Source organism: Pseudomonas sp. URIL14HWK12:I5, from assembly GCF_900176445.1.
Lineage (GTDB): Bacteria > Pseudomonadota > Gammaproteobacteria > Pseudomonadales > Pseudomonadaceae > Aquipseudomonas > Aquipseudomonas monteilii.
On sequence record NZ_FWXQ01000008.1, the window covers coordinates 209313 to 217275 of the forward strand.

At 62.9% G+C, this 7963-nt stretch carries 3 protein-coding genes; 1 reads left to right on the plus strand and 2 read right to left on the minus strand.

Annotated features, from left to right (window positions below; genetic code table 11):
* Positions 1-282: 282 nt before the first annotated feature.
* A complete protein-coding gene (gene aceF, locus B9A31_RS19480; RefSeq protein WP_027610127.1) occupies positions 283-1923 on the minus strand; it encodes a dihydrolipoyllysine-residue acetyltransferase in 1641 nt (546 codons plus the stop codon).
* Between the two features lie 13 nt (positions 1924-1936).
* On the minus strand, positions 1937-4582 hold the full coding sequence (gene aceE / locus B9A31_RS19485; RefSeq protein WP_019096920.1) for a pyruvate dehydrogenase (acetyl-transferring), homodimeric type: 2646 nt from the start codon (positions 4580-4582) through the stop codon (positions 1937-1939).
* Between the two features lie 384 nt (positions 4583-4966).
* On the opposite strand from aceE, the gene glnE reads away from it, so the two are divergent.
* Positions 4967-7900: a bifunctional [glutamate--ammonia ligase]-adenylyl-L-tyrosine phosphorylase/[glutamate--ammonia-ligase] adenylyltransferase gene (gene glnE / locus B9A31_RS19490; RefSeq protein ID WP_025754053.1), complete on the plus strand. Its 2934-nt coding sequence runs from the start codon at positions 4967-4969 to the stop codon at positions 7898-7900.
* Positions 7901-7963 lie beyond the last annotated feature (63 nt).

A 7963-nucleotide genomic window follows, 5' to 3' on the forward strand; every position in this document is an offset into this window, starting at 1 on the left:
GGCGGCGGCAGATTCGGCAAGGTTGCATCATGTCCCGAGGGCTGGCAAGCGGCCATGCGTGATGCTGTGTACGGGTTATCGGCTGTTGGGCCGGAAATGTTAGTTCGCCTTGAGAATTTTGGCGCCTGGGAAACCGAGCGCCGCCCGCGCGGCGCTCGATCTCCCCGGCGCCACAACCCTATCGGCGGACAAAAAAAAGCCCCGCCAATCGACGGGGTTGAGGTACGAGCGTGGCAGCTCGAAAAGGGTACTGCCCCTCGCAAGGAGGGGCAGCGGGCTGCCTTACAGCAGCATGGTGCGGATATCGCCCAGCACGTCGCCCAGGCGCTTGGTGAAGCGCGCGGCGGCTGCGCCGTTGATCACACGGTGATCGTAGGACAGCGACAGTGGCAGCATCAGCTTCGGCTGGAAGGCCTTGCCATCCCACACTGGCTGCATGGTCGCCTTGGAGACGCCCAGGATAGCCACTTCCGGCGCGTTGACGATCGGCGTGAAGCCGGTGCCGCCAATGTGGCCGAGGCTGGAGATGGTGAAGCAGGCGCCTTGCATCTCGTCGGCCGACAGCTTCTTGGTGCGGGCTTTTTCGGCCAGCGCAGCCGCTTCGGCAGCCAGTTGCAGCAGGCTCTTCTGGTCGACGTTCTTGATCACAGGGACCAGCAGGCCGTCTGGAGTGTCCACGGCGAAGCCGATGTGCACGTACTTCTTGCGGATGATGGCCTTGCCGCTTGGCGCCAGCGAGCTGTTGAAGTCTGGCAGTTCCTTGAGCAGGAAAGCACAGGCCTTGAGCAGCAGTGGCAGCACGGTCAGCTTCACGCCGGCCTTCTCGGCCACGGCCTTCTGCGCAACGCGGAAGGCTTCCAGCTCGGTGATGTCGGCAGAGTCGAACTGGGTCACGTGCGGCACGTTCAGCCAGCTGCGGTGCAGGTTGGCAGCACCGACCTGCATCAGGCGGGTCAGGGCCACTTCTTCCACTTCACCGAACTTGCTGAAGTCCACGGCAGGGATCGGCGGGATGCCGGCGCCGCCGGTTGCACCGGCAGCGGCCGGAGCTTCCTTGGCCTTCTGCATCATCGCTTTGACGTAAACCTGCACGTCTTCTTTCAGAATGCGGCCGTGCGGACCGGTGGCGGCAACAGCGCCCAGGTCGACACCGAATTCACGGGCCAGCTGACGAACGGCGGGGCCTGCGTGAACCTTGGCGTTACTGCCAGCGGCCGGTGCGGTAGCAGCCGGTGCTGGGGCAGCAGCCGGGGCGGCAGCGGCGGGTGCGGCTGCCGGAGCAGCCTCAGCCTTGGCTGGCGCCGGGGCAGCAGCAGGGGCCGGAGCGGCAGCCGGGGCTGCGCCAGCGACCTTCAGCTTGAAGATCAGGTCGCCAGTGCCGACTTCGTCTTCCAGCTTGCACAGCACTTCTTCGACCACGCCAGCAGCTGGCGACGGGATTTCCATGGAGGCCTTGTCGGACTCCAGGGTAATCAGCGACTGGTCGGCTTCGACAGTGTCGCCGACCTTGACCAGCACTTCGATGATCTTGGCCTTGCCCGACGAGCCGATGTCCGGCACGTGGATGTCCTGCACGCTGGCGGCAGCCGGGGCTGCGGCTGGCGCAGGGGCGGCTTCGGCAGCAGGCGCCGGGGCAGCAGCCGGGGCCGGAGCAGCAGCGGCCGGAGCCTCAGGGGCCGCAGCAGCGGCGCCCTCAGCTTCCAGAACCAGCAGCTCGTCGCCTTCTTTCAGGCGGTCGCCCAGCTTTACTTTCAGTTCTTTGATGACACCGGCCTTGGGGGCCGGGATTTCCATGGAGGCCTTGTCGGACTCCAGGGTCAGCAGGCTCTGGTCAGCCTCGATACGGTCACCGACCTTGACGAACAGCTCGATGATTTCACCTTCACCGCTGCCGATGTCAGGTACGCGAATGAGTTCGCTCACTTAAAAATACTCCTCAGCAGTCCAGTGGGTTGCGCTTGTCCGGGTCGATACCGAACTTGACGATAGCGTCTGCAACAACCTTGGGTTCGATCTCGCCACGGTCAGCCAGGGCTTCCAGGGCAGCCAGCACCACGAAGTGGCGGTCGACTTCGAAGAAGTGACGCAGCTTCTTGCGGCTGTCGCTGCGACCGTAACCGTCGGTACCCAGGACCTTGAACTCTTTGCTCGGAACCCACTGGCGAATCTGCTCGGCGAACAGTTTCATGTAGTCGGTAGAGGCGATGACCGGGCCTTTGCGGCCGTTCAGGCACTGCTCGACATAGGTCTGCTGTGGCTTCTGGCCAGGCTTCAGGCGGTTGGCGCGTTCTACGGCCAGGCCGTCGCGGCGCAGTTCGTTGAAGCTGGTGACGCTCCATACGTCGGCACCGACGTTGAACTCTTCACGCAGGATTTTCGCCGCTTCGCGGACTTCGCGCAGGATGGTGCCGGAGCCCATCAGCTGTACGTGGTGCGCGGCTTCGCGGGTGTCTTCTTCCAGCAGGTACATGCCCTTGATGATGCCTTCCTCGACACCGGCCGGCATGGCTGGCTGCTGGTAGGATTCGTTCATCACGGTGATGTAGTAGAAGATGTCCTGTTGCTCTTCGGTCATCTTCTTCATGCCGTCCTGGATGATCACCGCCAGCTCGTAGCCGTAGGTTGGATCGTAGGTGCGGCAGTTCGGGATGGTGCCCGCCATCATGTGGCTGTGACCGTCTTCGTGCTGCAGGCCTTCACCGTTCAGGGTGGTACGGCCGGCGGTACCGCCGATCAGGAAGCCACGGGTGCGGCTGTCGCCAGCGGCCCAGGCCAGGTCGCCAATGCGCTGGAAGCCGAACATGGAGTAGAAGATGTAGAACGGCAGCATCGGCTGGTTGTGGCAGCTGTACGAGGTACCGGCAGCGATGAACGACGACATGGCGCCGGCTTCGTTGATGCCTTCTTCGAGGATCTGGCCCTTCTTGTCCTCGCGGTAGAACATCACCTGGTCTTTATCGACTGGCTCGTAGAGCTGGCCGACCGACGAGTAGATGCCCAGCTGGCGGAACATGCCTTCCATACCGAAGGTACGGGCTTCGTCCGGGATGATCGGGACGATGCGCTGACCGATTTCCTTGTCCTTGACCAGCTGCGCCAGAATGCGCACGAAGGCCATGGTGGTGGAGATTTCGCGGTCGCCCGAGCCGTCCAGGATCGCTTTCAGCGTTTCCAGTGGCGGGGTCGGTACGCTGAAGCTCTTGGCGCGGCGCTGTGGCACGAAACCGCCCAGGGCAGCACGGCGCTCGGCCAGGTACTTGGCTTCGGCAGAACCTTCTTCCGGCTTGAAGAACGGCAGGTTCTCCAGGTCGGCATCCTTGACCGGGATGTCGAAGCGGTCACGGAAGTGACGCAGGCTGTCGACGTCGACCTTCTTTGTGTTGTGCGCGGTGTTCTTGGCTTCGCCGGCACCGGTACCGTAACCCTTGATGGTCTTGGCCAGGATGACGGTCGGCTGGTCTTTGTGGTTGACCGCCTGGTGGTACGCCGCGTAGACCTTGTACGGGTCGTGGCCGCCACGGTTGAGCTTCCAGATCTCGTCGTCGGACAGGTCTTCGACCATGGCCTTGAGCTCTGGGGTGTTGAAGAAGTTCTCACGAACGTACGCGCCGTCTTTGGCTTTGTAGTTCTGGTACTCGCCGTCGATGACTTCGTCCATGCGGCGCTGCAGGGCACCGTTGGTGTCCTTGGCGAACAATGGGTCCCAGAAACGGCCCCAGACAACCTTGTTGACGTTCCAGCCACCGCCACGGAACACGCCTTCGAGTTCCTGGATGATCTTGCCGTTGCCGCGAACCGGGCCGTCGAGGCGCTGCAGGTTGCAGTTGATGACGAAAATCAGGTTGTCCAGCTTCTCGCGGCCGGCCAGGGCGATTGCGCCCAGGGATTCCGGCTCGTCGCACTCGCCGTCGCCCATGAAGCACCAGACTTTCTGCTTGCCGGCCGGGATGTAGCCGCGCGCTTCCAGGTACTTCATGAAGCGTGCCTGGTAGATGGCCTGGATCGGGCCCAGACCCATCGATACGGTCGGGAACTGCCAGAAGTCAGGCATCAGCCATGGGTGCGGGTACGAAGACAGGCCGTTGCCGTCCACTTCCTGACGGAAGTTGTTCATCTGGTCTTCGGTGATGCGGCCTTCCATGAAGGCGCGGGCGTAGATGCCTGGGGAGGCGTGGCCCTGGAAGAAGATCAGGTCGCCGCCGTGTTCTTCGGTCGGGGCCTGGAAGAAGTAGTTGAAGCCGATGTCGTACAGGGTGGCACTGGAGGCGAAGCTGGAGATGTGTCCGCCCAGGTCCGAGTCTTTCAGGTTGGTGCGCATGACCATGGCCAAGGCGTTCCAACGCACCATCGAGCGAATGCGGCGTTCCATGAACAGGTCGCCAGGCATGCGTGCTTCGTGGGTGACAGGGATGGTGTTGCGGTATGGCGTGGTGATCGCATACGGCAGCTGGGAGCCACTACGGGTGGCCAGCTCGCCCATACGGGTCATCAGGTAATGAGCGCGGTCTTCGCCTTCTTTGTCGAGGACCGACTCCAGGGCATCCAGCCATTCCTGGGTTTCGATTGGATCGAGGTCTTGCATGGCTTGCTCCAGGGCGGAAAGGCAACCAGAATCGATTGCCTGAAGTTGCGACTGGCCTTATGGGCAGACGTCGTGAATTCTTGGATTACCGGGGGTGTCTTCCGGCGCGTTGTAGTTTTACTACATTTGCTTTCGCATTTCATGCTTTTACACGACGCGAGTAGTAGTAAAACTACATTTGTGCGACGTTTGGTCGCACCTTGGCTTGTGAGGAAAAACGTTCATGTTGGTTGGCATTGTGTCGCGAACGGGTGGTTCTTGATGTTTGTTGCCAAGTTTTCGTTTTTTTCAGCTATTTCCAACTTTTGTACGACAGTCCAACCGTGGTCCGGCTTCCCCTTGGCCGCTTTTTCCCCTCTATTTCACGCCGATCAAGGATAGACCATGCGCCTGCCTTTGCCGTCCGATCTGCCCGCCATCCTTCAGCCACTGGTCGCTCGCAACCAGCAATTCCTCAGCGATGCGCTAGCGGCTCACCCTGAGCTCGACCTGAATGCCTGGAGCCCGCTGCACCGGCAGCAATTCGACCAGGTGGCCGCAGCCAGCGATTTTGTCCTGGGCCTGGCCCAGCGCGAGCCGGCCATGCTGTTCGGCCTGCTGACCAGTGGCGAACTGGAGCGTCGTTATGCGCCGGGTGAGCTGCGCGGGCACATCGCGGCGGTCGCCCAGGCGGCGCAAAGCGACGATGAGCTGGCGCGCAACCTGCGCCGCGAGCGCAACCGCCAGCAGTTGCGCATCATTTGGCGCGACATCACCCGTCAGGCGGAACTGAGTGAAACCTGCCGCGACCTGTCGGACCTGGCCGATGCCGCCATCGACGAAGCCTACCAATGGCTGTACCCGCGCCATTGCCAGCAGTTCGGCACGCCCATCGGCAACCGCAGCGGCCAGCCGCAGCACATGGTGGTGCTGGGCATGGGCAAGCTGGGGGCGGTGGAGCTGAACCTGTCGTCGGACATCGACCTGATCTTCGGCTTCCCCGAAGGCGGCGAAACCGAAGGGGTGAAGCGTTCGCTGGAAAACCAGGAGTTCTTCACCCGCCTGGGCCAACGGCTGATCAAGGCGTTGGACCCGGTTACCGTCGATGGTTTCGTGTTCCGCGTCGACATGCGCCTGCGCCCCTATGGTTCGGCCGGCGCACTGGTGCTCAGCTTCAATGCCCTGGAGCAGTACTACCAGGACCAGGGTCGCGACTGGGAGCGCTACGCGATGATCAAGGCGCGGGTGGTGGCGGGTGACCAGGCTGCCGGCGCACAACTGCAGGAGATGCTGCGCCCGTTCGTGTACCGCCGTTACCTGGACTTTTCCGCGATCGAAGCGCTGCGCACCATGAAGCAGTTGATTCAGCAGGAAGTGCGGCGCAAGGGCATGGCCGACAACATCAAGCTGGGTGCCGGTGGTATCCGCGAGGTTGAGTTCATCGCCCAGGCTTTCCAGCTGATCCACGGCGGGCGCGACCTGAGCTTGCAGCAACGGCCGTTGCTCAAGGTGCTGGCCACCCTCGAAGGCCAGGGTTACCTGCCGCCGGCGGTGGTCGCCGAGCTGCGCGAAGGTTATGAGTTCTTGCGTTATACCGAGCATGCCATCCAGGCCATCGCCGACCGCCAGACGCAAATGTTGCCAGAGGGCGAGACCGACCAGGCGCGGGTGGCCTACATGCTCGGTTTTGCCGACTGGCAGAGCTTCCACGACCAGTTGACCTATTGGCGTGGCCGTATCGACTGGCACTTCCGCCAAGTGATCGCCGACCCGGATGATGAAGACGGTGAAGGCGAACTGGTGGTGGGTGGCGAATGGTCGCCGCTGTGGGAACAGGCGCAGGATGAAGAAGCCGCTGGCCGGCAGCTGGAAGAGGCTGGCTTCAAAGAGCCTGTCGAAGCCTTGCGGCGTTTGGCGGGGCTGCGCTCAAGCCCGCAGTTGCGGTCGATGCAGCGCATTGGCCGTGAGCGGCTGGATGCCTTTATTCCGCGCCTGCTGGCCCAGGCGGTCGAGCACGATAATCCCGACTTGGTGCTGGAGCGTGTGCTGCCACTGGTCGAAGCCGTGGCGCGGCGTTCGGCTTACCTGGTGCTGCTGACCGAAAACCCGGGTGCCCTGCGCCGTCTGCTGACCTTGTGCGCCGCCAGCCCGTGGATTGCCGAGCAGATTGCGCTGTACCCGTTGCTGCTCGACGAACTGCTTAACGAAGGCCGCCTGTTCAGCCCGCCCCTGGCTCCCGAGCTGGCCAGCGAGTTGCGCGAACGCCTGACGCGCATCCCCGAGGATGACCTGGAGCAGCAGATGGAGGCACTGCGCCACTTCAAGCTGGCCCACAGCCTGCGTGTGGCCGCGTCGGAAATCAGTGGCAACCTGCCGTTGATGAAAGTCAGCGACTACCTGACCTGGCTGGCCGAAGCCATCCTCGACCAGGTACTGGCCCTGGCCTGGCGCCAGACCGTGGCCCGCCATGGCCAGCCCAAGCGCAGCGACGGCAGTCTCTGCGATCCGGGATTCATCATCATTGGTTATGGCAAGGTCGGCGGCCTGGAGCTGGGGCACGGCTCTGATCTGGACCTGGTGTTCATCCACGACGGCGACCCGCAAGAGGAAACCGACGGTGCCAAGCCCATCGACAGTGCGCAGTTCTTCACCCGGCTGGGCCAGCGCATCATCCACCTGCTGACCACCCAGACCAACTCGGGCCAGCTGTATGACGTGGACATGCGCCTGCGTCCGTCCGGCGCCTCCGGCCTGCTGGTGAGTTCGCTGGGCGCCTTCGAGCGCTACCAGCAGAACGAAGCCTGGACCTGGGAGCATCAGGCCTTGGTGCGGGCCCGCGTGCTGGTGGGCTGCAAGCAGGTTGGCGCGGCGTTCGAAGGCGTGCGTGCCAAGGTGCTGGGCCAGGCCCGCGACTTGGAAAAACTGCGCACCGAAGTGAGTGAAATGCGCGCCAAGATGCGTGACAACCTGGGGACCAAGGCCACGGCTGCGGGTACTGCGGCTAACGCGTTCGAGGCCGGTGTGCCCTTCGATATCAAGCAGGATGCCGGCGGTATCGTCGATATCGAATTTATGGTGCAATACGCGGCTTTGGCCTGGTCCCATGACCACCCGGCCATACTCCGATGGACCGATAACATCCGCATTCTGGAAGAACTGGAGCAGGCGAGTTTGATGCCGGCCAGTGACGCGGTGCTGTTGCGTGAAGTGTACAAGGCGTTCCGCTCAGCCTCGCACCGCCAGGCCCTGCAGAAGCAGGCCGGGGTGATCGACGCGGCGCAGTTTGCCGATGAACGCCGTCAAGTGCGGCGGATCTGGGGGGAACTGGGTTTGACCTGACGGCCCACCGTCCCCACAGGGGCTGTGATCAGCCATGGACTTGCCTGAGTGGTACACTGTCCG